General features: G+C 34.9%; 26 protein-coding genes. 18 read left to right on the forward strand and 8 right to left on the reverse strand.

The features are described 5' to 3' along the window. Positions 1-4: 4 nt before the first annotated feature. A complete protein-coding gene (locus DPQ89_RS16555) occupies positions 5-208 on the forward strand; it encodes a SlyX family protein (protein WP_127718145.1) in 204 nt (67 codons plus the stop codon). 55 nt (positions 209-263) lie between these two features. On the opposite strand, the gene DPQ89_RS16560 is transcribed toward DPQ89_RS16555, so the two are convergent. Both DPQ89_RS16560 and DPQ89_RS16565 read right to left on the reverse strand, forming a co-directional pair. Next, on the reverse strand, positions 264-1,187 hold the full coding sequence (locus DPQ89_RS16560) for a hypothetical protein (protein WP_127718146.1): 924 nt from the start codon (positions 1,185-1,187) through the stop codon (positions 264-266). Positions 1,188-1,291: 104 nt separating this feature from the next. Further along, positions 1,292-2,590: a replication-associated recombination protein A gene (locus tag DPQ89_RS16565; protein WP_127718147.1), complete on the reverse strand. Its 1,299-nt coding sequence runs from the start codon at positions 2,588-2,590 to the stop codon at positions 1,292-1,294. Between the two features lie 139 nt (positions 2,591-2,729). Between DPQ89_RS16565 and rpsU the strand changes: the two genes are divergently transcribed. Beyond that, the gene (gene rpsU / locus DPQ89_RS16570) at positions 2,730-2,960 is read left to right on the forward strand and encodes a 30S ribosomal protein S21 (protein WP_127718148.1); all 231 of its coding nucleotides are present in this window, start codon (positions 2,730-2,732) and stop codon (positions 2,958-2,960) included. 47 nt (positions 2,961-3,007) lie between these two features. Here the strand turns inward: rpsU and DPQ89_RS16575 are convergent, their stop codons facing one another. The 3 genes from DPQ89_RS16575 to ileS form a co-directional block, all read right to left on the reverse strand. Next, on the reverse strand, positions 3,008-3,823 hold the full coding sequence (locus DPQ89_RS16575; RefSeq protein ID WP_127718149.1) for a hypothetical protein: 816 nt from the start codon (positions 3,821-3,823) through the stop codon (positions 3,008-3,010). A gap of 44 nt (positions 3,824-3,867) precedes the next feature. Then, positions 3,868-4,371: a hypothetical protein gene (locus DPQ89_RS16580; RefSeq protein WP_127718150.1), complete on the reverse strand. Its 504-nt coding sequence runs from the start codon at positions 4,369-4,371 to the stop codon at positions 3,868-3,870. Between the two features lie 142 nt (positions 4,372-4,513). Beyond that, the gene (gene ileS, locus DPQ89_RS16585; RefSeq protein ID WP_127718151.1) at positions 4,514-7,645 is read right to left on the reverse strand and encodes an isoleucine--tRNA ligase; all 3,132 of its coding nucleotides are present in this window, start codon (positions 7,643-7,645) and stop codon (positions 4,514-4,516) included. A 176-nt stretch (positions 7,646-7,821) separates the two neighbouring features. Here ileS and DPQ89_RS16590 point away from each other — a divergent pair, with 176 nt between their 5' ends. Genes DPQ89_RS16590 through DPQ89_RS16605 form a run of 4 tightly spaced genes read left to right on the forward strand, consistent with a single transcriptional unit; the run spans position 7,822 to position 10,690 of the window. Further along, positions 7,822-9,240, forward strand: a complete 1,419-nt coding sequence (locus tag DPQ89_RS16590; RefSeq protein ID WP_127718152.1) for a hypothetical protein — start codon at positions 7,822-7,824, stop codon at positions 9,238-9,240. Next, positions 9,227-9,877, forward strand: coding sequence for a nucleoside triphosphate pyrophosphatase (locus tag DPQ89_RS16595; RefSeq protein ID WP_127718153.1), 651 nt, complete (start codon positions 9,227-9,229; stop codon positions 9,875-9,877). The genes DPQ89_RS16590 and DPQ89_RS16595 overlap by 14 nt, the downstream gene beginning before the upstream one ends. Next, positions 9,870-10,232 carry a DUF167 domain-containing protein gene (locus tag DPQ89_RS16600; protein ID WP_127718154.1) on the forward strand — a complete coding sequence of 121 codons (363 nt, stop codon included), beginning with the start codon at positions 9,870-9,872 and terminating at the stop codon, positions 10,230-10,232. Before DPQ89_RS16595 ends, DPQ89_RS16600 begins: the two co-directional genes overlap by 8 nt. Beyond that, positions 10,229-10,690, forward strand: a complete 462-nt coding sequence (locus DPQ89_RS16605) for a hypothetical protein (protein WP_127718155.1) — start codon at positions 10,229-10,231, stop codon at positions 10,688-10,690. Before DPQ89_RS16600 ends, DPQ89_RS16605 begins: the two co-directional genes overlap by 4 nt. A 10-nt stretch (positions 10,691-10,700) precedes the next feature. On the opposite strand, the gene DPQ89_RS16610 is transcribed toward DPQ89_RS16605, so the two are convergent. Then, the gene (locus DPQ89_RS16610) at positions 10,701-10,901 is read right to left on the reverse strand and encodes a hypothetical protein (protein ID WP_127718156.1); all 201 of its coding nucleotides are present in this window, start codon (positions 10,899-10,901) and stop codon (positions 10,701-10,703) included. A gap of 356 nt (positions 10,902-11,257) precedes the next feature. Between DPQ89_RS16610 and DPQ89_RS16615 the strand changes: the two genes are divergently transcribed. From DPQ89_RS16615 to DPQ89_RS16635, 5 genes are read left to right on the forward strand one after another with little or no spacing between them, the layout of a single operon-like run. Then, complete coding sequence (locus tag DPQ89_RS16615; RefSeq protein WP_127718157.1) at positions 11,258-12,241, forward strand: TRAP transporter TatT component family protein; 984 nt, start codon at positions 11,258-11,260, stop codon at positions 12,239-12,241. A 12-nt stretch (positions 12,242-12,253) separates the two neighbouring features. Continuing rightward, the gene (dctP, locus tag DPQ89_RS16620; RefSeq protein ID WP_127718158.1) at positions 12,254-13,225 is read left to right on the forward strand and encodes a TRAP transporter substrate-binding protein DctP; all 972 of its coding nucleotides are present in this window, start codon (positions 12,254-12,256) and stop codon (positions 13,223-13,225) included. Then, complete coding sequence (locus DPQ89_RS16625; protein ID WP_127718159.1) at positions 13,225-13,713, forward strand: TRAP transporter small permease; 489 nt, start codon at positions 13,225-13,227, stop codon at positions 13,711-13,713. Before dctP ends, DPQ89_RS16625 begins: the two co-directional genes overlap by 1 nt. After that, positions 13,713-14,978 (forward strand): TRAP transporter large permease, encoded by a 1,266-nt coding sequence (locus DPQ89_RS16630; RefSeq protein WP_127718160.1) that lies wholly within the window; start codon positions 13,713-13,715, stop codon positions 14,976-14,978. The genes DPQ89_RS16625 and DPQ89_RS16630 overlap by 1 nt, the downstream gene beginning before the upstream one ends. Positions 14,979-15,020: 42 nt before the next feature. Further along, positions 15,021-16,565 carry a hypothetical protein gene (locus tag DPQ89_RS16635; protein ID WP_127718161.1) on the forward strand — a complete coding sequence of 515 codons (1,545 nt, stop codon included), beginning with the start codon at positions 15,021-15,023 and terminating at the stop codon, positions 16,563-16,565. 53 nt (positions 16,566-16,618) lie between these two features. On the opposite strand, the gene DPQ89_RS16640 is transcribed toward DPQ89_RS16635, so the two are convergent. After that, positions 16,619-17,272: a hypothetical protein gene (locus tag DPQ89_RS16640; RefSeq protein ID WP_127718162.1), complete on the reverse strand. Its 654-nt coding sequence runs from the start codon at positions 17,270-17,272 to the stop codon at positions 16,619-16,621. Between the two features lie 362 nt (positions 17,273-17,634). Here DPQ89_RS16640 and DPQ89_RS16645 point away from each other — a divergent pair, with 362 nt between their 5' ends. After that, positions 17,635-18,108 carry a hypothetical protein gene (locus DPQ89_RS16645; protein ID WP_127718163.1) on the forward strand — a complete coding sequence of 158 codons (474 nt, stop codon included), beginning with the start codon at positions 17,635-17,637 and terminating at the stop codon, positions 18,106-18,108. Here DPQ89_RS16645 and DPQ89_RS16650 read toward each other — a convergent pair. After that, entirely contained in the window at positions 18,105-19,088 is a 984-nt protein-coding gene (locus DPQ89_RS16650) for a bifunctional oligoribonuclease/PAP phosphatase NrnA (RefSeq protein WP_127718164.1), read from the reverse strand. The two genes, DPQ89_RS16645 and DPQ89_RS16650, sit on opposite strands and share 4 nt — an antisense overlap. Positions 19,089-19,222: 134 nt before the next feature. On the opposite strand from DPQ89_RS16650, the gene DPQ89_RS16655 reads away from it, so the two are divergent. From DPQ89_RS16655 to DPQ89_RS16680, 6 genes are all read left to right on the forward strand, one after another. After that, positions 19,223-20,116, forward strand: a complete 894-nt coding sequence (locus DPQ89_RS16655; RefSeq protein WP_127718165.1) for an ABC transporter ATP-binding protein — start codon at positions 19,223-19,225, stop codon at positions 20,114-20,116. After that, on the forward strand, positions 20,085-20,834 hold the full coding sequence (locus tag DPQ89_RS16660) for an ABC transporter permease (protein WP_127718166.1): 750 nt from the start codon (positions 20,085-20,087) through the stop codon (positions 20,832-20,834). Before DPQ89_RS16655 ends, DPQ89_RS16660 begins: the two co-directional genes overlap by 32 nt. Beyond that, the gene (locus DPQ89_RS16665; RefSeq protein ID WP_164848490.1) at positions 20,834-22,342 is read left to right on the forward strand and encodes a Gldg family protein; all 1,509 of its coding nucleotides are present in this window, start codon (positions 20,834-20,836) and stop codon (positions 22,340-22,342) included. Before DPQ89_RS16660 ends, DPQ89_RS16665 begins: the two co-directional genes overlap by 1 nt. Beyond that, positions 22,342-23,625, forward strand: a complete 1,284-nt coding sequence (locus tag DPQ89_RS16670) for a hypothetical protein (RefSeq protein ID WP_127718168.1) — start codon at positions 22,342-22,344, stop codon at positions 23,623-23,625. The genes DPQ89_RS16665 and DPQ89_RS16670 overlap by 1 nt, the downstream gene beginning before the upstream one ends. Further along, positions 23,622-24,320 (forward strand): hypothetical protein, encoded by a 699-nt coding sequence (locus tag DPQ89_RS16675; RefSeq protein ID WP_127718169.1) that lies wholly within the window; start codon positions 23,622-23,624, stop codon positions 24,318-24,320. The genes DPQ89_RS16670 and DPQ89_RS16675 overlap by 4 nt, the downstream gene beginning before the upstream one ends. A gap of 207 nt (positions 24,321-24,527) precedes the next feature. Continuing rightward, entirely contained in the window at positions 24,528-25,145 is a 618-nt protein-coding gene (locus DPQ89_RS16680; RefSeq protein WP_127718305.1) for a thymidine kinase, read from the forward strand. Positions 25,146-25,151: the final 6 nt, after the last annotated feature.

Raw genomic sequence — 25,151 nt, forward strand, 5'->3', positions numbered from 1 at the left:
ATTTATGAAAGAACTAGAAGAAAGACTAATTGCTTTAGAAGAGAAATTCTCTTATCAAGACCAGCTTGTTACTGAATTGAATAAGATTGTTTCTGATCAACAGTTAACGATTTCACAACTCATTAGGGAAGTTAAAGGTTTGAGTGAAATGAATGAAGGGGGAGCTTCTGCTAGAAGTTTGAAGGATGATGTTCCTCCGCACTATTAAATAGATTGAAAGAAAATACTGATTATAGAAAAACTATAATCAGTATTTGATTGTTCTATTTATGGTTTAAGTCTGATTTCCATTTAGGATGATTGAAGTGTAAATTGTGATCGCAAGCAACTGAAGTCGAAGATTCAGTAAACTCAATATGACCTAATTTCTTCCATACTTTCTTTTTATTTTTAACTGTACTTGTTGCGTAAATATCGAATAGAAGTGATGTTCCTCTATTATCAATATTTAACTCATCTCTAAAGTCAGACTCATTAATATTTTGTCCACTTCTTGCTTTAATCATCATCCACTTTGGAGTGATGGCCTTACCTGTAGCACCTAATTCTGAGATTTGATAAAGCTGTCTTATACCTGGATTGGAATCAGCTTTTCCGAATGTTACGGCCAATTTCAGTGAGTATGCTAAATTCTTTATAACTGCCATTGTTTTAGATACAGCTGGCTCATTAGTCATTTCAACACTTGTGTAGTGCTTGGCCTTAGTTCCTCCAAGATCATCAACAAGAAAGAAGTTTGCTGTTTTAGAGACAGTAGACTCATCAGAAGTTGCAAATATTTTTCCTGCAAGACCAAAGCCTCTGAGTTTCCCAGCGGTAGTATCACTAAGAGCTACGGATGCTCTTGATATAATTATAGCATTTGTACCTGTTGCATATTGTCCTGTGTATGGACTTTCTTCAGTAATATTCCAGCTACCTTTCAAGCATGTTCCATTAGGGTGGGCCAGCTTATTAAAGTATGGAAGAATATCTGATTTATCATTCAATGTTCTATTGGCAGAGTTCTTAATAAGGCTTGTAAGACCACTGAATAAGCTTCTGTAGCTAATTTTATTTCTAGGAAGATCACTATATTGCCCCTCCTCAACTTTAGACCAAACGGCCTGTGCCGATGAGCCATTGTAAGTTGCTGCATTTACATTAAAAGTCATGGCCGCTAGACCAATTAGTGCAACTGATTTCATTCTAACCTCTTAGTACGTATTTAATTTCACTTATCTTATACCTAAAGAAAAAACGATTATAGCTAATATGTACTATTTTCAGGGGTGTTAGTATATCTAACAGATTAGCTCCAGAGGTTATCGAGTCTGTCCTTTATATTCTTCTCTCTTCCCATTTCTGTTGGGCGATAGAAGTTTGGAGTTCCATTTGGAGAGTATTGCTGTTTTACAAAGTGATGTGGGAAATTGTGAGGATATTGGTATTTACCTTTAAACTCTTGTGGAGGAAAGTTTTTAAGATGCTTAGGCACTTCAATTGTTTGATTACTTCTCACATATTCTAAGGCTTCATTAATACCTAAATAAGCTGCATTACTTTTAACTGTTGCCGCTAAATAAGTAGTGGCCTGCGCTAAGTTTATTCTAGCTTCTGGCATTCCTATTTGAGAGACAGCGCTTAAGCATGCTGTGGCCATCATTAATGCTTGTGGATCTGCATTACCAACATCTTCTGAAGCAAAAATAACCAGTCTTCTTGCTATAAAGACAGGGTCTTCGCCACCATCGAGCATAACAGCTAACCACAAAAGTGCAGAGTTTGGATCACTTCCTCGCATACTTTTAATAAAGGCAGAAATAACGTCGTAGTGACGGTCTTTGTTTCGATCATATTCTCGAGCATTCTCAAGTACTAGTGGTTTTATTTCATTTAGGCTTAGTATTTTTTTAGTTTGCTTATATTGCTTTTCAACAAGTTCTAAAATATTTAGTGCATTTCTTGCATCACCATTTGAGTAATCACTTATAAAGTTAATAGAGTCTTCATCAATAGAGATATCGAATTGCGAGGATACATTTTTAACAATAGAGACGAGATCTTTTTCTGATAATTTTTTAAGCTCAATGATTTGCACACGAGAAAGTAGTGCCTTATTAACAGAACTTCTTGGATTTTCAGTTGTAGCTCCAATAAAAATAAAGCTTCCTTGCTCAACATATGGCAGTAGAGCATCTTGTTGAGCTTTGTTAAACCTATGGATTTCGTCTACAAAGATGATCGCCTCTTGAGCAGTTCTCTGTCTCATCTCAGTAGCACTTGCAATCAACTTCTTAAGTTCATTTACTCCACCAAGAACAGCATTAAAAGTATAGAGTTCAAGCCCACTGCTCTTTGCCAGAATGTGGGCCAAGGTTGTTTTTCCTGTACCTGGAGGACCCCAGATTACGAGAGATGGTATATTTGAGGTTCTCAGAAATGGATAGCGTTTAAAAACGTGTTCTTGACCAAAGTAGCCTTCAAAGTTTACTGGCCTAGCTCTAAAGGGGAGTGGTTCATTGCTTCGTAGCGTTGGCCTAGTCGTATCTGGTCCAGAAGTATTTGAAAATAGGTCTTCTTGAATATTATTATTTATTTTATTACCCATATTTCTCTCAAGTATGGAAAACTATTGACTTTATATTGGAGGCATCCTATCTTATGCAACTTATAAAAGCTAGACCTGAAATATAGGTCCAAGGCCTTCAGAAGAAGGTACGATCAACCCGAAGAGGAGGTGATTACCAATGGGAAAAGACAAGAGTTATTCAATTTACATTTCAATTGATGATAAACTTGGAGCAGAACGTTCTTTAAGAAAGTTTAAAAGACTATGCGAATCTTTTGGTGTTGTACGTGAGTATCGTAAGAGAAAAGAATTCAAAAAGCCTTCTATTCGCAAGATCGAAAAGCTTGAAGCAGCAGAGAAACGTAGAAACAAAACTGTTAGCAAAACAAGAAGATCATCAAAAATCTAATTTGAAATTAAGGCCCGATTTATCGGGTCTTTTTTTTATCCAAAATTCTACTTTCGTAAAATTATTTTAAGAATCTGATTCCATCTATTATGAATTATGTCTGAATATAGAGTCTTGCTCTTTGGAAGGTCAAAATTTCCTTTAGTTATATTTTTATGAAAACTATTCCAGTCGATATTAAATCTCTCTAAGTGGGAAAGAAGAAATTCTTTATCATTCTTTCTTAAGACATTTTGTTCAATTGGAAGTACGAATCCTTTCCATACTTTTTCGAATTCAGGTCTTAGATGTGAAGGCATAAGGGTATTAATTTTCAAGTTGAGTAAGAAGAGTGCTTCATTGGTGCCATCACTAATATCATACATATTCTTAGAGTATCTCTCTAGTTCAGAATCTTTCAATAGACTGTACTCTTCTATCGAATGAGATAAAGAAGAAATTTTTACTGCAAGGTCTTTAAGTAAGCGAAGATACTCGATTTGATCATCGATCTGTACACTTGTTATTTTGACATCTTCAATTTCTTTGAAAATACTCTTTTCAAAGTTTACAATTTCTTTTTTTATACTTTTGAGTTGGTTGCTGCACTTTGAATTAAAGTCTCTACACTCTAGGGTTATACTTTCTGATTTAGAATTAATGCTTAAAGCATACTTTCTCAAACTTAGAATTTTAGCCGATTCTGGAGAAACTTTCTTCATAACTAAGAAATATTCATTCACCATGCTTCTTAATTGAGGAGTGGCGTACCGTCTGAAGCTCTCAGAGCTTAGTGAAAGTCCTTCAATTGGAATTCTGAAATAGGAGTAACTATAGCTAGAGCTAGATAGAAAGAGAAAAAACAAAAGGATGAAAATCTTCATCCTTCTATTGTTTAATCTCTGGTAGTAATTGTCAAAGAATTGAATTATGCGCAGGCCTTATAAAGTGTTTTAAATGGTGCTACCCATGAATCTTCATTGTACGTGAATTTCACATCCGTATCCGAAGTTAACGCTTTCTTTACAAATTTCTTTGGAAATAACTCAACAGGACTGTCTTCAAGTTCAAAGCTTAGCTTTAGATCTTGTGGAATTTTTCCAGAATGTAGTGCTGCTAAGCAGATATAGCTTCCAAAATCACTTGTTTCGATTTTGATTTTCTTCTTAGAAATAGGAAGAGCGTTTATAAATTTATCAACATACTTCAATATAACTTCATCATCTAAAGACTGATATTGATGAATGATCTTTCTATGTTCAATACTAAGTTCTTTCTTCTCTTCTTTAGTGAGCTTTAAGTTTGAATAACAACTCATTAAGGAGTCACACAGGGGGAGCTCTTCTTCGGGCAGGTTGAAATTGAGCTGAGTTTCTTTAGACGTATCACAATAGATTTTTATCTTTCCCTTAAAAGGATGTGTCGTTGCCATGGCCATCTCCCGAAGATTACATTATGGACATTATTATTATAGGCCTGATCGGAGTGTAGGGGAGTAAAGATTAGTTAAATTTCAAAGGAAAATAGTTAAGTATCTAAAAAAAGGGGAGTTAAATACTCCCCTTTATATAAAATTAGGCCTTGTTAATTGCCAATTTAATGTTGTGATCATCAATATTGAACTCAATCCCAGTATTATTGTCACTTTTAGAGATTGAATTCGCAAGAGTCTCTCTAGCGATGTGTTCTGAATGCTTTAGAACTGATGCGCAAATCTGCTCATCTCCGCTGAATTCAATTGTTATTCTGTCGTCAATATTAAATCCAAGATCCTTACGACTTCTTTGAATTCTATTTACAACTTCACGTGCAAGTCCTTCTTCAACGAGTTCATCAGTAAGAACTACATCCATATCAATTGAAATATATCTATTTGATACGGCTTCAGTCCCTTCTTTGGCCTCTCTAAAAATATCAATATCTTCAGTAATCAGCTTTTCTCCGCCTAGCTCTATGAACCCGTTATCTTCCAAAGAAGCTAGGTCTTGAGCATTCATTGCCTGGATAAGTTTTCCAAATTGCCCCATTCTCTTACCAAGCTTCTTTCCAAGTACTTTGAAGTTAGGTTTTGCAAAGAGCTTAATGAACTTATCTTCCTCAGTTGAGTACTCAATAGACTTGATATTTAGTTCAGATTGAATATAAGTTTCAAGTTTAGAGATTTCATCTAATAAGTCTTGGTCTTTATGAATAATAGTTAGTCTCGCTAGTGGAGTCTTAACTTTTATTTGTACTTGGTTTCTTTTTTGTCTTCCAAGTAAAATTAGCTGTTGCATTCTATCAACAGCATCTTCTAATTTAGGCTTTATCTTGTTTTCATTGGCAACAGGGTAGTCACAAAGATGAACTGAAACTTCCACCTCATCAGAGTTAAACTTCTTGAGTTCAGCATATGTGTATTCTGCAAGAAATGGTGCAAATGGCGCCATACACTTTGAAATTTCCGTTAGAACGTAGTGAAGCGTAGTGTATGCTGCACACTTATCATCATTTAAGCCTTCTCCCCAAAAACGAGAACGGTTAAGTCGAATGTACCAATTTGTAAGGTCTTCGATGAAGTTAAATAGTGCTGGAACAACATTATAGAGTTTATATTCTTCCATTTCTTTGGCGATATTCTTCTTTAATGTCTGTAGTTTTGAAACTACCCACTGATCAACAATATTTTCACCTTCGAGAGAATTTGTCGTAGCTTGCCAACCGTCAACTTGAGCGTAAGTTTGGAAGAATTTAAAAGCATTAAACCACGGAAGTAACGCTCTTCTAACCATATCTTTTACACCAGCGTCAGTGAATCTTTGTTCTTCACCTCTTACCAGTCCTGAGTTTATTAAATAAAGCCTTAGGGCATCTGCTCCATACTCTTCCATTAATGTATCTGGAGGTGTGTAATTCTTAAGACGCTTTGACATTTTCTTGCCATCTTCGGCCATTACTAAACCGTTAACAATAACATTCTTAAATGCTGGCTTTTCAAATAAAGCTGTAGATAAAACAGTTAAAGTGTAGAACCATCCTCTTGTCTGATCGAGACCTTCTGCGATGAATTCAGCTGGGTATCCCTTTTCAAAAACTTCTTTGTTCTCAAATGGGTAGTGAAGTTGAGCGTATGGCATTGAACCTGATTCAAACCAGCAGTCAAATACTTCAGTGATTCTTTTATAAGTACCCTCTTCACCATCAATAGTGAATGTGACAGCGTCAGCATTTTCTCTGTGCAGATCTGTGAGTTCAACTCCTGAGAGTTCATTTAATTCTTGAATACTACCAATACAGATACATTTCCCAGATTCAGTATTTCTCCAAATAGGTAGAGGAGTTCCCCACACTCTATTTCTAGATACGGCCCAATCACGAGCACCTTCAAGCCACTTACCAAATCTTCCGCCCTTTATATGTCCAGGAACCCAGTTGATTTGTTCGTTAGATGCCAGAAGCTTATCAACATTTTCTTCAACCTTTACATACCAAGAAGGAATCGCTTTATAGATTAAAGGCGTATCAGATCTTGGACAGAATGGGTAACTGTGAACAAGTACTGATTGCTCATAGAGTGATCCATTTTCTTTAAGGTCTTTAATTATTTGTTTATCGGCTTCTTTTACATGAACACCTTGGTAGGCAGGAACATGTTTTGTAAACTTTCCAGCATCATCAACAGGGCAAACCGAAGCATTGATTCCTGCTTCTTTCATAATTCTATTATCATCTTCACCAAATGCTGGAGCAGTATGTACGATACCAGTACCATCATCTGTAGTAACGTAGTCATCATTTAAAACTTGAAATGCACCGTCAGCTTTTAGCTCTTTGAAGAAATCGAAAATAGGAGTGTAGGTCTTTCCTTTAAGTTCACTTCCTTTAAGTTCTTCTACTGTTGTGAGATTTCTTTTCTTCGAATAGTGCTCTAGTCTCGATTTTGCCAAGTAGAAGAAGAGGTCTTTGTCTTCATCTTTTACTTTTACATAATCAATATCAGCACCAACACAGAGGCATAAATTTGAAGGAAGGGTCCAAGGAGTAGTGGTCCAAGCAGCAAGATAAGTATTCTCTTCACCATCCATTTTAAATAAAACTGTAACGGCCGGGTCTTGAACATCCTGGTAATTTGAAGTTGCTTCAAAATTAGATAGAACTGTTCCTAGTTCTGTCGAGAAAGGTACAACCTTAGTTCCTTGATAAACAAGATCCTTTTCCCAGAGTTGTTTAAATACCCACCAGACAGATTCCATAAATGGAGTGTCCATCGTTTTATAGTCATTTTCAAAATCAACCCATCTACCAATTCTTGTAACTGTCTTTTCCCATTCAGATACAAATCTTTGAACAATTCCACGGCATTCGTCGTTATATTTCTTTACGCCAAACTTCGCTACTGCATCTTGAGCCGACATTCCAAGTTTCTTATCAATTTCGTGTTCAACAGGAAGTCCATGACAATCCCAACCAAAACGTCTTTCAACGTAACGACCTTTCATTGTCCAGTATCTTGGAACAATATCTTTTAGGGTAGAGGCCAGTAGGTGACCATGGTGAGGTAGTCCAGTTGCAAATGGAGGTCCATCATAGAAAATATATGGATTCTTATCTTTGGTCTTGTCTAAAGACTTTTTAAAAATATTCTGCTCTTTCCAAAATGATAAGACTTGATGTTCATTTTCTACAAAAGAAAAACTTTCATTATTTGTGCTTTCTGTTTCGGCCACGAATTAGCTCCCATAAACTTAGTAAAATAGGTCATTTTAAGGGACAGATAATAGCAAAAAGCACGTGAAATTAACAGTTTAATCTTGCTGTGCGTCCTCTTGTGTCAAATTTTGCCGAAGCTTCAACTTTATTGGAGTTATCTCTTAGAAAAATCTTAAATTCCGATAGGTTAGCTATGAAGACTTTAATTTTACTAGTCACGCTTATGACAATTGCTCCGATATCTCTTTCTCAGGAAAGGAAGTTTGGCACAACGACACGTTATCGAAAATCTACTAATAGTCTTATTCAGTGGGATAAATTGGATCCTGTGGACTATTTGGACTACGACCTTTGGCTAAATGATACTAAGCTCAAGGATAGATGGCCTAATTGGGAGAAGACCGTTAGGGAGAAAAGACAGAAGGAGTCGCTTGGAAAAGTTCTCGATTGTGTCGGTGAGTGTAGGATGTTTCGAGGAGTAGGAAACTATAGGACTCAGTTTAGATCTGCTGTAATGGAAGGTGATGAGCTTATTACGAGTAGCGATAGTTACGCTTGGGTTTTCTTGTTAGATGGAACAATGGTTAGGCTCTCTCCAAGTAGTTCAATAACTTTCAGAGAAATAAATATTGGTGTAGATGAAACTTTTATTCATGTAAGAATCAATTCAGGAAATATTCTTTGGCTATCTAGAATGAATGAAAAGTTCAAAGAAGTTAATGAAAGGGAAACAGATTCTATCTTTTTACCTATGTCGTATTATGAGGCCATGCCTATTACTGATAAGGTTAAAGTCGTTGAAGGGGATCTCTTTTCTCTTCTAGAAAAAAAGAAAACTGTTCTCAAACAGTATCAACGACTTAATAAATTAATTGAAGAAAATAATAAGAAATTTAAAAAGCGTGATACCTATGCTTTTCTCGTTAGTCCAAATGGAACGGTTGCCGGGCGTAACTTAAATATTGAATTTATTTCTCTTATTGGAAATTTGTCTTATGTTAAATCTAGAACTTATTCACAACTTGGCCTTGATCTTGGAGTAGAAGATAGCGATAAATCAAGTGAAGCTTCTTTTTATCTGAGAGGGTTTGAAAATAAAGAGAGCATCACATTAACTCCAGGGCAATGGTATCGAATAGGGAAAAAAGGGCGAGAGATAAATCTTTATCAGGATACTCAGCTCCAGCAGATAGGCGAGTTACTAACAAAGAGAATTCCTTCAATATTAGTAGGAAGAGAATTATTGTTTGAAAAATATTCTACTTTTATGAATGAAGCCCAAGATGCCGATGTCTTGGCCTATGATCATAGTTATAGACAGTGGGGGAAGATGTCAGATCCTAAAAGTGATATGAGTCTTAGGTTGAGTTACTTATTGGAGTACACAAGAAGAATTGAGACCACAAACTTATTAAGCTCTGGTCGATTACGTGATAAGTTAATCGCAAGAGGTGAGCCTACTGATGATATGGAGTATAGTTTGAAGTTCTTTAATAAGGCGCTGGTTAATTATATGAGAGCAAATGACGACCCAACACTTGAAGAAAGTGATAGGGAAGTTTTAAATAGTGTAACGAAGAAATATTGGAAGATAATAAATGACATCAAATAAAGTACATCAATTAATACTTGCGAGTGGTTCCCCAAGAAGAAAGGAACTGTTGTCGTGGCTAGACGTTAAATTTACAATTATTAGCTCTGACGTAGAAGAGGTTACTGAAAAAATTGAGCCAGTGGAAGTTGCACAAGATTTGGCGGCCCTAAAAGGAAGAGATGTTTTTAGTAAAATAGATCGTTTGCAATTTCCCAATCCTATTATTATTTCATCAGATACTATTGTAACTTATAATGGTCTTATTTATGGAAAACCTAAGAATAAGGCATCAGCTAGAGAAATGCTACTTGAGCTAGAGGGGAAGACTCACGAAGTTATTACAAGTGTCTTTTTTTTAAAGAGTGATCTGCATAGTGGAGAAGTTATAGAAAAAGTCTTCTCTGTATCGAGTAAAGTTACGTTTGAGAAAATTGATCGAGACTTGCTTGATAGATATATAGAAAGTGGTGAGTCTTTAGATAAAGCGGGTTCCTATGGAATTCAAGGTCGAGGTCTCTCTTTTATTTCGAACTTAGACGGATCTTACTCGAATGTTGTTGGACTTCCTTTGTCTGACTTTTTTAGGGAATTCAAAGCTTTCCTTGGTTTTGAGAACTCTATTAATGGAGAGTGGAGAAAGGTTTTAGGTGAATGAATTCCAAGCACTCTTACAAGAATTAGGACTTAATTATTTTGATCTAACACATAATGAAGATGGAATACATTTTTCTATCGAAGTGTGGGCCAAGCCTGGATCTAAGCTTGAAAAAGTACAAATTGGACAAAGAGGTGAGTTGGTTTCTTTTATTAAAGAAAGGGCCGTTGAAGGTGCTGCTAATAAGGGGTTACTAAAGAGTATTGCTAAGGTCTTTGGAACAAATTCTTCTAATATCGTGCTTTTAAGCGGTGGAAAATCAAAGTTTAAAAGATTTTCTGTAGCTTTAACTTTTACAGACCGTAAAAGAATATCTTATTATTTAGAGAAACTAAATGGTGCACTTAAAAAATGAAAATCTTACTAATTCTATTACTCACAGTTAACGTTTCTTGGTCACAAGAAAAGTCGGCCTTTGAGTACACTAAAGAGATTCACAATAAAATTAACGAGCTTTCTAAAGTTCAGCCAACAAGTTATCAATCTAGAGTATTTGAACTTAAAGCTGATTTAGAAAAATTCTTTTCATTCAAAAAGAAGGTTTGTAATGGAGAGTTTTCAGCTGTGATACTTAGTGAGGAGCCATCAGTTTCAAGTAGCAGTAAGCTGTCTAAAGAAGAAAAGGAATTGTGCTTTAGAGAGTTAAAAGCTCTGCAAACTTCATTTATAAATAATCTCTTTCTTGCTAGAAAGAATTATCTTCAATGGGGTCATGATAAGAATTTAAAAGAATTAAATGAAGAAAGAGAAAAGGCTATCCTAAGCTTAAATGAAAGCTTCGGAAAAAAGAGTTCTAAGATTCGTGGAAGATAAGATATAAATCCTAATCTTGTGAATCCTTGATTTCTTCTTTTTTAGTACTTAGTACTGCTTTTGGTCTTAAACTCTTTGCTCTACCAAATGATCTTGTAGGTTTTAAGCTTAAAGTCTTTGTAGATGATCTAAAAGAACTTCTCATTAAACCTTTGTGGTCAAATTTGATTTCAGTTTCAGAGTTTGTAGTAGTTTCATTTGAAGTGCTCATGCAACTTCCTCCATATTGAGTGTGACTGATTTATATACACCATCAGATCACACAAGAGAGGAACTTACCTAGCTGGTGATCTTTTGATTCTTATTTTTGCTAAAATAGCTTACTTTCAACAACGGCAAATCCTTAGCCAAAGTTTCTTTTAACTTGATCCTTAACGGTCAAAATATGTAAAAACTTAATTCAGTTTGCACTAAACTAAGTTATCGTTATTTTAACACATTCTGCCATAAAATGCACACTTTCCAAGAGGCAATCCTGTCCTGTTGCGCCATGAGTTGTAAATAGCTGAAATCTAGGGCAATCTATATCTTAAAATATGAATAAATTGTCAAAAAGGAAGACGTTCCATGTCGAGAAACTCTATTTACACTAAGGTGTTGTCAATTTTTACACTTATTTTAGTTACTGCATGTGGTGGCATACAAAAAGCAGCAGTTGGAACAACTGGTTCACTGATGTATGAGGCAACTAAAGGTCTTGAAACTGAAGGTAATTGGCACAATTTTAAAGTAGGTACTTTACCTAACTTATTGCTGGTTGATGGCCTTTTAAGTCTTAAGCCAGATGATCGCGAATTACTTGTAACAGCAATTAAGGGTTACACAGGGTACGCTTTTGCTATTAATGAGACAGAGTATTTGAAAGACTATTTTGAAGAAAAGGAAAAGAGTGTTCATAAAGATCAGGCCATTATTAATTATGCAAAGGCATTTTCTTATGGACAAAGATTACTTCTAAAATATGGAGTGAGCTGGGATGATCTATTAAAATCTCAAAATCAAGAAGGTGGAGTTGAAAAACTCTTAGAAGATAACCTAAGAGAAGATCAACCTATATTAGAAGGTGTTCTTTTCTCGGCCCAAGCTTTAGGAGGAATGATTAATCTCCAAAAAACAGATATGTCTATGGTTGCCTTACTTCCTATCGTAAAAGGGATGTTTGATTGGGTTTGCCATAAGGAGCCAGATATAAACTTTGGTGCTTGTCAGATCTTTGATGGAACATATGCTGCTTCAAGACCTAAAATGCTAGGCGGGGACCCTGAAAAAGGAAAAGAAATTTTCTTAAAGCTTATAGCAAAAAATCCAGAGAATTGGTTAGCCCGACTTGCTTTTGTTCAGTACTATGTAATTCCTATGTCTGAAGAAGATGATTATAAAACTCAAAAGTTCTTTTTAGAGACGGCCAGTAGAAACTTAGCAAAAGAATTGCGAGGTAATCCTAAGAGAAAGATAGACAAAGCTTTTACGCAGCCAAGATTAAGACTTTATCAGTCGCTTGCTGTAAAAAGATATGAAATTATTAAACAATATGAAGATGATTTATTTTAATAGGTGATAACAATGAAAAAAACTATTTCGACACTAGCACTAAGTGTGCTCCTTACTTTTAATGCTCATGCCCTTACGGTTAAGGTTGGAGTTCTCGCTCCTGAAGGAACTAATTGGTCAAATAACTTAAAGAAAATGGCCAAGGAAATTAGAGAAAAAACAAATAAGAAAGTTAAGATTAAGTTCTACTTTGGTGGTTCTCAGGGTGATGAATCTGATGTGCTTAGAAAAATAAGAGTAGGTCAGTTACATGGAGGGATCTTTACGGGGAAAACTCTTGGAGATATTAATGGTGATGTCAGAGTAATGGAACTTCCTTTTACCTTTTTTGAAAAAAGAGAAAAGGCGTTAAAGATTTTAGAGAATATGGCACCATTCTTTAATGAGAAATTCGAAAAGAATGAATTTAAGAATTTAGGCTTCTTTGAAATTGGAAATGTTTACTTTGTTTCTCAGCAAAAAACTGACTCACTTAAGTCAATGATGGGAGTGAAGATTTGGTCATGGGAAGGAGACAAGCTTGTTTCTACAATGATTGAGAGCATGAAATTTGTTTCTGTACCACTTCCTCTTCCAGATGTACTTTCTTCTTTATCTACAGGAATTATTGAAGCTGCCTATGCACCACCTCTTGGGATCATTTCCTTACAGTGGAATACTAAAGTTAAATATGTAATTGATCTTCCAATATCATTTTCAGTAGGAGCTTTCCTTGTTAACTCTAAACAATGGAATAAGATCTCAGCTGAGCACCAAAAAATTATTAATGAAATCTCTAGCAAGTATGTAGGAGAGGTTAATAAAGGTAATGATAAAGATAATCAAGAAGCTATTGCTTCAATGAAGGCGCAGGGAATTCAATTTCTAAAATTTGCTCCAGAAGATATGAAGAAGACAAAAGCATTAAGAGATGACGTAATTAAGAAACTAAAGGGTGATCTCTTTTCAGCAGAAGCACTTAAAAGGTTAGAGAGTCAGTTATAATGAAAGTTTTAGGAACGCTAGATCAATTTTTAGAAAAATTTGCGCGCTATGGACTCGTTTTTAGCGTTTTAACAATGCTTATTTTAAGTGTGTTAACGATCGTTTTGAGATGGTTCGATACAACGATCCATTGGGTTGAACCATTCGTTAGACACTTGGTTTTCTTAAGTACATTTCTGGGTGGTGTTCTCGCTACAGGTAGGGGAGAGCATATCGGAATTGATATTGTTAGTAAGTGGCTTGAGGCCAGACACTTAGATAAGGCACAAGCAATAATCAAGAGGATCATTTCTCTTGCATCATGCTTAACTTTGTTATGGATGATTAAAGCCTCTTATGACTTTTTTCTAGTGGAACTTAAATATGGAAAAGAAGTCTTTTGGGGAATCAAAAGTGGGTATTTAGTCGCCATCATTCCTTTTGGATTTTCTCTAATTGCTTATAGATTCTTCTATAGTTTCATAAGCTCTTTTGGGGGGGATGAGTAATGATTGAGATCTTATCTTTTGTTGGTATTCTCGTACTTGCTTCAATAGGTGTTCCACTATTTGTTATTATGGCCTTAGCGGCCCTTGTTGCATTTAGCTTCACTGACGTTGCGACTTCTGCAGTTGCTGTTGAAATTTACAGAATATCAAGTGCTCCTACTCTTTTAACAATACCACTATTTACCTTTGCTGGTTATATAATGGCAGAATCAAAGTCTCCACAAAGACTTCTAAGGTTTGCTGAGGCGGCCCTCGGATGGATGCCTGGTGGAATTGCAATTGTTAGTTTAGTTATTTGTGCTTTTTTTACTGCCTTTACAGGTGCTAGTGGTGTTACCATCATTGCACTTGGTGGTCTATTATATCCAATATTAAAAAATGAAGGATATACAGAGAAGTTTAGCTTAGGACTTATTACAACTTCAGGTTCACTTGGATTACTCTTTCCGCCATCTCTTCCAATTATTCTTTATGGACTTGTTGCGAAAGTAGATATTGATAAATTATTCTTAGCTGGAATTATTCCAGGAATCTTACTTATTGTAATTCTCTCTTTTTGGTCAATTAAAAATGGAACTTTTGCTGCAAGTAAAAAGACATTTGATGCAAAAGAAGTGATGGAAGCATTTAAAGGTTGTTTCTTTGAAGCCATTTTACCAGTAGGTGTTCTGGTTGGAATTTATGGTGGATTTACGACGGCAACAGAAGCAGCTGCAATGACAGCCTTTTATATACTTATCGTTGAGTGTTTTATCTATAAAGATTTAGATATTTTTAAAGATATACCAAGAGTTGTCGCCGATAGTATGAGTCTAGTTGGTGGTATTTTACTTATTCTTTGTTGTGCTCTTGGATTAACTAACTACTTAGTTGATGAAGAAGTTCCGATGAAGATTCTAGATTTTATGAGAACCTTCTTAACGAATAAGTATTCATTCCTATTATTTTTAAATATTTTCTTACTGATTGTAGGAAGTTTAATGGATATCTTTAGTGCAATTATTGTTGTTGTTCCTTTGATTGTGCCAATCGCTGAAGAGTTTGGGGTACATCCAGTTCATCTTGCGATCATCTTCTTAACGAATCTAGAGATTGGATATATTACTCCTCCAGTAGGGATAAATTTATTTATATCTAGTTTTAGGTTTAATAAACCCGTCACAGAGCTTTATAAGGCATCTTTTCCTTTCTTGCTCTTATTATTAGTGGCGCTAATTATCATTACATACGTACCTGATTTGAGTTTAATGTTAATAGGTGAATAAAGTTTGAAAAGTGTGCTGCAACTTTTATTAATTAGTTTTTTCTTGTGCAATTTTACGATTGCACAAGAGAGTTCAAATAATTTTTACGATAGTGTTCATCTTGGTGAGAGAAAAATCCCAATGTTCTATGGGACTACAGATCCTCTATATAAATTCTCAAACATTTTAGGCAATATTTCCTTTGAGGAAACTCATTATTATGAGCAGTACCTACCTTCTTTTATTTCGAAAGATATATTTAGCCTCTATAAGCTTTGGGAAGAAGAAATTCCTGTTAAGTCTAATTGTCCTGATTATTATCTTAATGAGAATATAGAGTATATTCGTTACCTTTATAGACTTTTAACGATTAGTTATATCTTTGAAGGGCTAAAAGAGTATCATATTCAGCTTTACGAAATAGGTGAAAATGAAAAAGCAGCTTCTCTAGACTGGAACAAGGTCATTGGAAAGTGTACGCCTAAGACAATCGAAATGAGGAAGTTCGTAAAAAGAGTTAAGTCTAGATATATGGAAAATTGGAATCCAGGTTCTTTTTCTAAGCTTAATAAGTCGGAACTTTCAAAGTGGTTAGAACGTTTTAAAACCCTACGACCTCGAGGGATTGCAAAAATTAGAGCGTATAAGTGGTTGCTCGAAAATGGCTACGATATCTCCGATGTTTCGATTGAAGATATAGGTAAGGCATTGATTAGTTCTTATAATAGTGATCTTAACTCTTTAAATACTTTTTGCTCTGAAAAAGATGACTTGTATGGAATGAGCTATATTAATAATGCTGCTGATCTTATTATTCAATCTAATGCGTCTAATGTTATCAATGACGGAGGTCATGGGCTTAGTTGTTTGAATCGATATTCCAAGTTATTTAAGTCTAAGGAAATGATCTATGCCGATCTAGATGTTATTTTCTCTCTCGTTTCAAAACAATTAATTGCAAAAGATTCTAGATATGTTCAGGGGGAATTATTTCTTCCTGGGGCATTAAAAGAGTTTGATGATAAAGGACTTGGAGACTTTCTCTTTGTCGAAAAAAAGGTTGAGCCAAAACCAGTTCCAAAGCCTGTTATCATTGCTAAAATTGAGCCTAAACCAGTACCAAAACCTAAGGTTATTCCTAAAGTTGTGGAAAAGAAAAAAGTGGTGGTAGTGCCAAAAGTTGAGCCAAAACCAGTTGTAAAAGTCTCAGCTTTTGAAACAGCTAGAAATATTTTAGAAAATACTGATGTTAATAAAGTATCAATTAATATGAATAAAATGAAAGAGGATCTAGTTTTTTCACAGGCCATGATCAAGGCCCTTGAAGCACCGATTAAGGATTATCAAACTAGAGAGGCCTTGGATGATATGAAGAAGTATGATGGACTAGGTACTAAAACTGAACCTATGCGCCTGATCTTTTTAAAATTTTTAATTGAAAATAATATGCATCAAGGTCTCTACAATATTACTTCTATAATCGGTGAGAAGTTCTGGGTTTTAAATGACCTCGAAGGAAAGACGACGCCTGTCTATGCTGAAATCCTTAATGATGAAAGCACTAAGTATAAGTGGCAGTTAAACCTCTTGGATCACAATAAGAAATAAAAAAAGGAGCGACGATGCGCTCCTTTCTTTATCTGAATCGATAAGTGTATGAATTAATACTTCTTAGCAACTTTCTTTAATTTTCTTTTTACTGATCCCTTCATATCTAACATAAGTAAGAAACCACCATTTTCACTATTGATATCTTCCCCTACTAGAGAAAGGTTACCAACTCTTGAACCACCAGCATAGAATCTTGCCGTGATGATTGAGTTTTGCATGTTAAGACCTTTTACTGGAATAAAGATACCAAAAATACTTGGTCCAATATAAACACCCATGTTATGAAACTTTTCAATACTAAACGCTACCGCAGGTAATCTACCACTTGAAACTCCTGGTAACGCTCTACCACCTGGAAGTGATTGTGGGTCTAGTCTAGATAAGTCTCCATTAAACACATCATCAAGTGAAATTGAAACTGACATTAGAGTACCACTAGATTGAAGATCTGGTGAAACTTCAATATAAGAGTTAGGGTATTTAGGAATGGCATATCTTAGGCCACCTTGTAGTTCTATACCATCAAATACCATGGAGATTAAAACATCGTCTTGTTGTAATGTAACCACAGGACCAACTACTCCTGGAATAGATAAATTTGATCCACTCTTACCGCTACCACATGATGTTGTGAATAGGGATACAGATAATAGGACTGATAAAAAAACTAACTTTGATTTACTCGCCAATTCCATTACTTTCATAATTCTCTCTCAATAGAAACATTATGTTTCTGGTATCTATATTGTCTTTACAAGATACGGACGATTGGAACTGACGTACAACAACAGACTTATATAGAAATCTCTCTTACGAGGAACAAGGTTATCAGCTTGAGCAATTTGATCAATTACTTTTTTCGAATTTAATTTTCATTTTTGTATTTTAAGCAATTCAATACTTTATTATTCAATGATTTTATGACTTTAGCTCGACTCGCTATTTTTGAGATAAGAAAGTGAGTTGCCCATTTATTTAGGCAGCTATTTTTTTAGCACTGCCAATCACACTTGCTAAGAAAGTCTTTCCGCTCGTAAACTCGATAAATACTGGCTATAATTAAGGTATGAAAGTATTTAGCACCTTTGATAACAGACCTTCTACTACCGACCAAGTTACTTCAAAAAGAAAGAAAAGCTCTGGTCCAAAGAAAAATACGAAAAGCTATAGACCTCCAAGAGAGCAATTGTCTGCCGAAGAAATAAAGGCAAGAGTCGCTCAGAAAACTAAAAAGAGTGTGGCAAAAGTTAATATAGAAAAAGGGAAGCAAGTTAGTACCTTTATGTCTGATGAAGCTAAACCTAAAGTGGATATTTCAAAGAGAGCACAGCAGGCAGCGAAGCCTGAAGAAGCTAAAGCTGAGGCTAAAGTTGAAGGCAAGGTTGAAGAGAAGAAACTCTTATTACAACCAGATGTTGATAAGAATGATCCTCAAGATCCAAATGTGCGTAAAAAGCTTAAAGGTCTTCTAAGTGTAGGAGGCTTTGGCTGGAACGAAAAAGAAAGAGCTGCTCTTGCTGAAATTCTAGAAAAAGACTAGTCCTTACTTCCATCTATCATTAGTTGAATCTTTTCAATTGAATTTTTGACGATATCTTCTAGAGTTCCCTCTAGAACAGTCGCTGCTGAATGATTGTGGCCGCCACCACCAAGTGCTTGGGCCATAACTCCAACATCAATATTAGCATCTGCACTTCTCATACTTAGCTTTACCGATTTTCCATTTTGTCTAAACATACAAGCGACTTTTATATTATCTAAGATGAGTAAGTGATTAATAAACCCGTGAGTATCTTCAGCATCAGATTTATGTTTATCAATCATCTCTTCGTTGAGACATATCCAGGCCACTTCTTCTGATTCATTTGTTTGAGCAGAAGAGAGAACTTCTCCAATCAATCTCATATATCCAATTTTCTTTGTTCCATTGATTTGATTAAATGCTCTAGGTGGTCTAACCCCTGTGTCCATAAGTTTAGCAATTAGGCGATGAGTATTTGCTGAAACCGTAGGGTATCTAAAGCTTGAAGTATCAATTAAAATTGCAGTATATAGGGCGAGAGCGATAGGGTGGGTAAACTCCACTCCTATATCACTAATAAGATTTCCTACTAGTTCTCCAGTCGCGGCCATTGATGTATCAATACAATGAATACTCTTTAATTCTCTAGGGCATGGATGATGGTCTATGAAGAGTAGTTCTTTAGAATTGAGAACTAACTCTTGCGTATTCTTTCCAATGCGCGGAAGACTATTTGTATCTGCAACGATGAGAAGGTCTATCTCTGTAAAAGGCTTATCCATATATTCTTGATAGGATATGACCACATCTTGTGGGTCGAGATACTTATACCTGTCAAACAGAGGCATCTCATTTACACAAATTGCGTTTTTGCCAATGGACTTTAGGGCCATGCAAAGAGCTATTTGACTTCCAATACCATCGGCATCTGGGTAGATGTGGGTCGTAATGATAATATTTTGTGCCTTCTTAACGTGTTCTTTAAATAAATTGTTCATAACTTATACTATCGGTAAGTATTCGAATTTTCTTGAAAAAATAGGGTTGTTTTCATCATTTTTGGCCATTAACGCTTTAACTTTCCGTAATAAATTTGCTACGATTAGGTCTATCTACATCTATAGGTGATTTTATGGAAGAAAGCGCCCTTGAAATTTCGCATATTCAAAAGAATTTTCCAGGTACAATGGCCTTGGACGATATAAGCTTTACTGTGTCTAAAGGTAGTATTCATGGTTTCCTTGGTCCAAACGGAGCAGGAAAATCTACTACAATGAAGATCATTACAGGTATTTTGCAACCCTGTTCTGGGGAGCTGACTATTAACTCCGAAAGATCAATTGGCTTCTTACCTGAAAATCCACCTCTTTATAAGAATATGGATGTAAGGAGCTATTTAGATTTTGTTAAATCTATTTATAAATCAGCAATTAGTGTTGATTCAGTTTTAGAGAAATGTGGACTGCTTCAAGTGAGTTCACGTTTAATTAGAAATCTATCGAAGGGATATCAGCAAAGAGTCGGTATTGCTCAGGCCTTAGTTGTTGATCCTGAAATCATTATTTTAGATGAGCCTACTGTTGGGCTTGATCCCCATGCGATTAAGGAAATTCGAGAATTGATCCTCTCTCTTAAGAATGATCATACAATTCTCTTTTCTACTCATCAACTTTATGAAGCGAGTAATCTCTGTGATGAGGTGACAATTATTCATAAGGGAAGAATCCTTAAAACTGGAAAAATTGAAGATGTGAAAAAAGACCTTGTAACAGGACAGGTTATTAAAGTCGAACTAGATTCGGTCTTAACAGATGAAGACCATAAAGAGCTTATGTCTTCATTTGAAATTTCCTCCATCGAGTATAGCGGTGCTTTTGTAATTATTTACACAAAGAATGATGAAGATATTAGAGGAAAGCTTAATAAATTTTTAATGGACAAGAATTATAATGTGAATTCTTTATCAAATGTCGAAATAGATTTAGAACAAATTTTTGAAAGAGTTACAGGATCAACAGATGCTTAGTATTTTTAAAAGAGAGTTCAAAGAGTCTCTATCATCTCCATTGTTTTATATTTTATGCGCAATCTTTAGCGCAATCGTAGGATGGATTTTTTATAATTATATACTTGCTTCTAAAGAACATACGGGAGCTTCTCTAACTCAAAATGTATTAATTCCTTTATTTAATATTATTAGTTTCTTGTTTATGATTTTAACTCCAATGTTAACCATGAATACTTTTTGTGAGGAAAATAAGTCTGGAACTCTTGATTTGCTGTTAAGGTCTAAAGTCTCTATATGGAAAATAATTATAGGAAAATTTCTTTCTAATCTAACGATGATTTCAATTATGTTGGGACTTTCTTTTATTTGCCCAATAGTATTGATGTTCTCCGGCTATAGTGACTGGGGAGTCGTTTTTAGTGCCTACTTAGGACTATTGTTAAATATTAGCTGCTTTGTTGTTGTAGGAATGTTTGCTTCTTCTTTGAGTGAAAATCAAATAGTATCGGCGTTCATTAGTTTTGCTATACTCATATCGATCCTTCTATTAAATCTCTCTGCTAATTCAACGAATAACTTTATTGTGGGGCAAATCTTTAGCTATATGAATAATTCTTTTCATTTCTCTTTTATGGTTAAGGGAGATTTAAGAAGCTATAGTTTTGTTTATTTCTTTTCTTTCATTGGCCTCTTTATGCTCTTTATTAATAAGTCTCTTGACTCAAGGAGATGGTAATGAAGGGAAAGTTATTTAATGTACTTGTTGGCTGTAATATTGTTTTGTATCTAACTTCATTGGCCTTGTGGATATCAATTGACGACGAAGTCTTTCTTAATAGTGTTGTCTCGCTTATAACGTGTTCGCTCACATTAATTCTCGTGATCATCAAGAGAAATCGATTCTCGGCCTATTACAAGAGTGCACAGTTTCAAAAACTGAGTTCATCTTTATTAACTTGCTTCTTAGTTTTCTATATTCTTGGGCTAATAAACTATTTATTTTTTAAGAATCCTCTGCAAGTTGATCTTTCTCAGAAGAAGTTTAACTCTCTTAGGCAGCAGACTGTAAAAGTTTTAGATTCACTTGAAGGGAAAATAGAAGTTGATGTATTTGCAAAGAAAAGTGATCACGCTAATATCAGCGCTCTATTTAAACTCTATTCTGTTCACAAGAGTGACATCTCAGTTAGGTACATAGATATAGATACTAGACCAGACCTTGTTGCTGAGTCGAAAATTACTCAAGTTCCAACTATTATTGTAACAAAAGGTGATCGCACTGCTAGATTCACGAGAGTCAGAGAATTAGAGCTAACGAATGCTCTTTATCGTGTAGGATCGGCCAAAGAAAGTATTCTTTGTGTTGATAGTTCTCACTCAAAATTCAGTTGGTACTCTGACGATAATATTCATCATAGTGCCCTAAAAAGACTTTTAGATAAAGAAGGTTATAGGATTGAAGATTATAAATTAGTTTCTTCAGATCCTTTGGGGATTTGTGATGCACTTGTTCTTTGGGGCGTTGAGGTTGATTTAGAACAAAGAGAGATTGAAGCGATTAAGAAATATCGTAAATCTGGTGGAGCCTTACTAGTTGCAATTAATCCTCAGTTTAATGGGGATAGCATTCCAAACTTTAGAAAGTATTTGAAAGAAGTTGGAATAAAGGTTCATAATTTATTGGCCATCTCTCCGAAGTCTAATGTTCAAGGGTCAAAAGGAACTGTTCCGATAGCGGAGGACTTTGACCTAAGACATCCTATTTTTGAAGGTTTCACTGGTTATGCTTTCTTTCCTCTGGCAACAGTTTTAGAGTTTGATAAAACGAAAATTGATAAAGGTAGAACTTTAATTAGATCGACTCCTTTAAGTTGGGGAGAGTCTAATTTTCTAGAATTAGATAAGAAGAAATTTGATAAATCTAAAGATATTCCAGGCCCATTAAACTTTGCTCTAGCACATGAGTTTGATGATAGTTCTAGAATTGTTGTTTTCTCAAATAGCTCATTTGTATCGAATAACTTTACTAAATACGGAGTGCATTTCTCTATTGTTGTAAATTCAATTTCTTGGCTAACAAGGAATAATCAATTAATAAGCTTTGATAGAACAACAATTAAAGATGAGCCTATATTTATTAGTGCACCTCAATTAGGAATTATATTCTTTTTTAGTGTTATTATTATTCCTGTTATTCTAATTATACTATCCATCATTATTTATAGAAGAAGAGGTCGGCTGTAATGAAGAATCTCTACCTTTTTATCGGACTAATAGCTCTGCTTTCTGTTGTTTATTTTACTCAGGAGAAGAAGCATGTAGAAAAGAAGGAAAAAGATGACATTGTCTCTAGGTTAGTTGTAAGAAAAGAGTTTGGCCGTCTAGAAGAGATTCAAACGCCTTATAATCATCTTGTAAGAAGAGGTGAAGATATTGTTTATTTTTCAAGTGATTTTAAAGTTAGCCAAGAAAAAATAAATGAATTTCTTAAACGTATTGCTAATATACGATCTAAGAAAAAACTTAGTGCAGAGGATATAAAGAATCCAAAGGACTTCTTTCCTGAACAATTTCCAAAGATAAGTTTCCAAATGGAGAAGTGTCGAATCGAGTTTAGGCTAGGTAAGAAGTTAGATTTTTCACAAGACTTCTATGTTGAAGTTAAAACAGATGGTGTCTCTGAATACTCAATAGCTCATGATATAACTCCGTATGAAGGAGTTATCTATAATCAAGAAGAGTCACATCGATCAGATCATAAATACCAAAGAGTAAAGTCTCTGTTCTTCTTGCCAACAGGATTCTTTATGGACTTAAAAGTCTTTAGCGAAGATTTTGATAATAGTTCAGTTAAAATAACAAATATAAGAAATAAGAGCTTTTCAATTGATTTTAAAACTAAGATGACAGAGCCAGCACCTATTGCTGGTATTAAAGTATCTTCTAATATTCTCGATTATTTAAAGCGTAAGTATGAAAGTTTTGAAGCAGAGATGTATATTAAAGATTATGATAAATCAAAGCTTGGAAGAAAAGTTGGATCTCTCGAGACAAGTTCTGCAGTATTTAATATTTTCGAGTCCTATAATAATGATCATAGGTACTACTTGAAAGCACCAAATTATCCAGGGATTTTTCTCATAAAAAGTGGAGAGCAGAGGCTTTTCTTATATAATGTTCAAAATCTTTGGGATCTTAAACCATTTGAAGTTATAAATGGTGAACTTGAAATAAAGTTTGATAATAATGAATCGATGAAGATTGGTTCTCACCAGTTTGGTTTAAAGGCCATGAATACTTTGAAGATGATGCAAAGTCCGGCCAAATATATTTTAGATGAATTTAAAGACTCTGATTTTCCTCATCCAAAATTACAAATTGCCTTTCAAGCAAGAAATATTGAATTTCATTTTACTGAAAGAGAAATTATTTTAGTCGATAGACGCTCTCGAATTTCATATCATTATGAACGAGTTGATAAAGACTTAATCAGTATTGATCCGGATGATTATAGGGTAGAGCAATGATAACAATTATTAATGATTACATAGTCGCTTTTTTACACCCATTTAAAACTCATGAAGCTTTGAGGCATAATCGCCATAAGGCCTTAGTAAACTTGAGATCTTCTGGACTTACCATTGCTGATCAGTCGCATGTGGAGCATCAAGAGCATTTAAAAAATGAAGGATTAAGCTTTGTTGAAGTCTTAAGCGTATCTTGGATCATGGCGATCATTAATGGAATTTACTCTGTAGGTCTTATTTATCTAGGATTTTTAACGACAGAGAGCATGAGTGATAGTGACGCTTTTTCTTTTTTAATCAATGATGAAATATCAGTTGAAGGTCAGAAGGTACTTATTTCGTGGTCAATTATTCAAGCAATTTTCTTTCCGGTGACTCTTTGGTTCTATTCAAAAGTTTGGATGGTTGTTGTAAAGTTCTTTGGATCATTATTTAATTTTGAAGGTGACCTAGAGAGTGTTTCAGCGCAAGTTGTAAATCACTCTATTGTGACCAATGTTTTCTTGATCGTTCCAATTTTTGGAGAAATGATTCGTCACTTCAGTTCAATTATTTATCTCTTTGCAGGACTCAAGAATAATATGGGCCTTACTACTCTACAAAGTTTGATCGTAGTTTGTTCACCACTATTTATTTTTGTTCTCTTAATTGTTCTAGTAGTGGTCTATTTTTCAACTCTTTTTGCAATGCTTTAAAATAGATCCTATTTTGACAAGTTGCCAAAGTCAGACGGTGTTAGAAAATACTTTTCCACTATCTATTGGAATTCATTAAAATAGAAAAAGAACACATATTTGAGTTCATTTACAGAGCGAAAATTCTCTGTAAGAATTCATTTACACACACAGATATGCATTACATTTAAAAAGGAGAGAGACGTGTCGCCTTACGCAGCAAGCTTCATGACAGGAAGTGTTGAAGTCGTTTGTGGCCCTATGTTTTCTGGTAAGACTGAAGAGTTAATCAGAAGAGTTAGAAGAGCGCAAATTGCAAAAATCAAGATTCAAATCTTTAAACCAGCTATAGATGATAGATATCACGAAAGTGATGTTGTGAGTCATTCTTCGCAATCAGTAAAGGCACAGCCGGTTTCTTGCGCTATTGATATTTTAAAAAATCTCTATGACTCTACGAGAATTGTAGCTATTGATGAAGTTCAATTCTTTGATGAAACCATCATTAAAGTTGTTAATAAGCTCTCAAGAAGAGGTATTAGAGTTATTCTTGCTGGATTAGACCAGGACTACAAGGGTGAGCCCTTTGGACCTATGCCACATCTTATGGCAGTAGCTGATGAAGTAACTAAGGTTAAGGCCGTGTGTACTTCTTGCGGTGCTCCGGCTTCTAAAACGCATAGAAAGTCTGCTTCTAACTCAGATCAAGTTCTTGTTGGAGAGGCCGATCTTTATGAAGCTAGATGTACAACACATTGGGATTATCAGCCAGAAGATGAAGATCTACTCGCTTTTTCAATCAATGTTCAATCTTCAAGCGATACTGCTCTAGAAAATCAAATATAATTTTAT

The organism is Halobacteriovorax sp. HLS (assembly GCF_004006665.1).
Classification (GTDB): Bacteria; Bdellovibrionota; Bacteriovoracia; order Bacteriovoracales; family Bacteriovoracaceae; genus Halobacteriovorax.

Bases quoted from the DNA above. Each gene is read 5' to 3' on its own strand.
- DPQ89_RS16575 (WP_127718149.1), bottom strand. From the start codon at position 3,823: ATGAAGATTTTCATCCTTTTGTTTTTTCTCTTTCTATCTAGCTCTAGC.
- DPQ89_RS16650 (WP_127718164.1), bottom strand. From the start codon at position 19,088: ATGAACAATTTATTTAAAGAACACGTTAAGAAGGCACAAAATATTATC.
- rpsU (WP_127718148.1), top strand. From the start codon at position 2,730: ATGGGAAAAGACAAGAGTTATTCAATTTACATTTCAATTGATGATAAA.
- DPQ89_RS16595 (WP_127718153.1), top strand. From the start codon at position 9,227: ATGACATCAAATAAAGTACATCAATTAATACTTGCGAGTGGTTCCCCA.
- DPQ89_RS16655 (WP_127718165.1), top strand. From the start codon at position 19,223: ATGGAAGAAAGCGCCCTTGAAATTTCGCATATTCAAAAGAATTTTCCA.
- DPQ89_RS16670 (WP_127718168.1), top strand. From the start codon at position 22,342: ATGAAGAATCTCTACCTTTTTATCGGACTAATAGCTCTGCTTTCTGTT.
- DPQ89_RS16630 (WP_127718160.1), top strand. From the start codon at position 13,713: ATGATTGAGATCTTATCTTTTGTTGGTATTCTCGTACTTGCTTCAATA.
- DPQ89_RS16640 (WP_127718162.1), bottom strand. From the start codon at position 17,272: ATGAAAGTAATGGAATTGGCGAGTAAATCAAAGTTAGTTTTTTTATCA.
- DPQ89_RS16560 (WP_127718146.1), bottom strand. From the start codon at position 1,187: ATGAAATCAGTTGCACTAATTGGTCTAGCGGCCATGACTTTTAATGTA.
- DPQ89_RS16605 (WP_127718155.1), top strand. From the start codon at position 10,229: ATGAAAATCTTACTAATTCTATTACTCACAGTTAACGTTTCTTGGTCA.
- DPQ89_RS16680 (WP_127718305.1), top strand. From the start codon at position 24,528: ATGACAGGAAGTGTTGAAGTCGTTTGTGGCCCTATGTTTTCTGGTAAG.
- DPQ89_RS16675 (WP_127718169.1), top strand. From the start codon at position 23,622: ATGATAACAATTATTAATGATTACATAGTCGCTTTTTTACACCCATTT.
- DPQ89_RS16665 (WP_164848490.1), top strand. From the start codon at position 20,834: ATGAAGGGAAAGTTATTTAATGTACTTGTTGGCTGTAATATTGTTTTG.
- DPQ89_RS16565 (WP_127718147.1), bottom strand. From the start codon at position 2,590: ATGGGTAATAAAATAAATAATAATATTCAAGAAGACCTATTTTCAAAT.
- DPQ89_RS16580 (WP_127718150.1), bottom strand. From the start codon at position 4,371: ATGGCAACGACACATCCTTTTAAGGGAAAGATAAAAATCTATTGTGAT.
- DPQ89_RS16645 (WP_127718163.1), top strand. From the start codon at position 17,635: ATGAAAGTATTTAGCACCTTTGATAACAGACCTTCTACTACCGACCAA.
- DPQ89_RS16625 (WP_127718159.1), top strand. From the start codon at position 13,225: ATGAAAGTTTTAGGAACGCTAGATCAATTTTTAGAAAAATTTGCGCGC.
- dctP (WP_127718158.1), top strand. From the start codon at position 12,254: ATGAAAAAAACTATTTCGACACTAGCACTAAGTGTGCTCCTTACTTTT.
- DPQ89_RS16590 (WP_127718152.1), top strand. From the start codon at position 7,822: ATGAAGACTTTAATTTTACTAGTCACGCTTATGACAATTGCTCCGATA.
- DPQ89_RS16610 (WP_127718156.1), bottom strand. From the start codon at position 10,901: ATGAGCACTTCAAATGAAACTACTACAAACTCTGAAACTGAAATCAAA.
- DPQ89_RS16615 (WP_127718157.1), top strand. From the start codon at position 11,258: ATGTCGAGAAACTCTATTTACACTAAGGTGTTGTCAATTTTTACACTT.
- DPQ89_RS16555 (WP_127718145.1), top strand. From the start codon at position 5: ATGAAAGAACTAGAAGAAAGACTAATTGCTTTAGAAGAGAAATTCTCT.